This window comes from Synechococcus sp. WH 5701 (assembly GCF_000153045.1).
Classification (GTDB): Bacteria; Cyanobacteriota; Cyanobacteriia; order PCC-6307; family Cyanobiaceae; genus Regnicoccus_A; species Regnicoccus_A antarcticus.
This window is the reverse complement of the sequence record NZ_AANO01000074.1, coordinates 1-1,455: the sequence shown is the minus strand read 5'-3', so window position 1 is coordinate 1,455 and position 1,455 is coordinate 1. Positions and strand designations below refer to the sequence as shown.

1 protein-coding gene, 1 tRNA gene and 1 pseudogene are annotated in these 1,455 nt (G+C 55.3%); 2 read left to right on the top strand and 1 reads right to left on the bottom strand.

Features of this window, described 5'->3' with window-relative positions; translation table 11 throughout:
- A pseudogene (locus WH5701_RS18195) lies at positions 1-453 on the top strand (low-complexity tail membrane protein); the annotation flags it as partial.
- Between the two features lie 582 nt (positions 454-1,035).
- Here WH5701_RS18195 and WH5701_RS18190 read toward each other — a convergent pair.
- Positions 1,036-1,257, bottom strand: coding sequence for a DUF3493 domain-containing protein (locus WH5701_RS18190; RefSeq protein ID WP_369791582.1), 222 nt, complete (start codon positions 1,255-1,257; stop codon positions 1,036-1,038).
- Positions 1,258-1,343: 86 nt separating this feature from the next.
- Between WH5701_RS18190 and WH5701_RS00410 the strand changes: the two genes are divergently transcribed.
- Positions 1,344-1,416 (top strand) — tRNA-Thr (locus WH5701_RS00410).
- Positions 1,417-1,455 lie beyond the last annotated feature (39 nt).

Below are 1,455 nucleotides of genomic sequence, written 5' to 3'. Positions count from 1 at the left end.
GAGCGTCTACTCGTCTGGGCTATCGGGGTTCTAGCCCCTGCGGCTGCGTTATGGAAACGACCGGCTGATTGGGGATCACTGCTGCTCGTACGCGTGCCACTCAAGGAGCGTGATCAAGAGCAACAAGCTCTCAGTGCAAAGCAGGGTGGCCTCATCAGCCGCACCAGTGTTGCTCTAGCAGCGCTCGGATCTCTGCCTTTGCTGTGGTGGCTCGATGATTCCGCTGTTCTAGCCAGTGAGTTTTCACCTGTTCTCGGACAATCACGACTCGTCACTTTGTTGATCAGCATCCCAGTGCTGGCTTTGATGGTGTGGCAAGTCCAACAACTCAGCCAAGCCTTGGGATGGCTCCTACCGGTTCGGAGTCAACTCGATCAGGCGGCGTCGGCAGAGAACACGGTCGAGCACAACTTGATTGCAGCGGATCAACAGCACACGAGTTTTGGGCTGCAAATTCTTCGGCTCAGTCGGTTGGCTTGGCCTGAACCTGCGGCGAAACCAACCCAAGAACCACCCCAAAAACCAACCCCACAGCCTCCGTCGGCATCAGAAGCTGTTTCAGCAGAGCCTGTTCCAGAAGAACCTGTTCCAACAGAGAACGAACCATTAGTCGCCAATGCGGCAGATCAAGGCCAAACGAACCCAACAGACAGCTCCAACGATCCTGAGGAGTACAGCCAACCGAGCATCGACGAGAGCAAAAGCCTGGAAGACGAGGGAGGTGAAGACGAGGGAGGTGAAGACGAGGGAGGTGACAACAAAGGCCTTGAAGAGAACGACACCGAAACAAACGGCGTCGACATCGCTATCGACACGGCCGAGGAAGACACCAGCGAGGTCAACATCAATGAAGCCAACTTCGAACAGCTCAAGGACGAACAGGCTGTCAACGATGAAGCTGGTAGCGATGACCCCATCATCATCGAAGAGAAGTCCACGGCACGCGCTCGCGTGATCACCATGGACAACACATCAGTGGCCGACTCATCAATCCTCGAAACGGATCCTCCAGTAGATGCCCAACAGGACGAAGATTCAGTCGGCGTTTCGAGTGCGATCGAAGTAGAGGAGAACGGAGAAGAGTGTGAGAGCACCAGCTTGGATCCCGAAGTCACTGAGCTCAACAGCGTTACCGGCAGAAGCGCGGAAGAGCATGGTGAAGAGACCCAGTCCAGCGGAGGCGAACAAGGCGCCCCAGACGAGTCGCCGAAGGCCACGCCAGGGGGTGAGTGACTCCTTCAGCAGTCGCTCTCTCATGGCGGGGTCAAGACCAGACTTTCGGCCCTGCTGATCAGACAAGTGAGCAAGAAAAAGTACAACTGGAATGATAAATTAATTTCGTTGCCGATGTAGCTCAGCTGGTAGAGCAACGCTTTCGTAAAGCGTGGGTCGCCTGTTCAAGTCAGGTCATCGGCTTTCGACGAAAACCCAGTCGTAGCCTGGATTCAAGTCTTA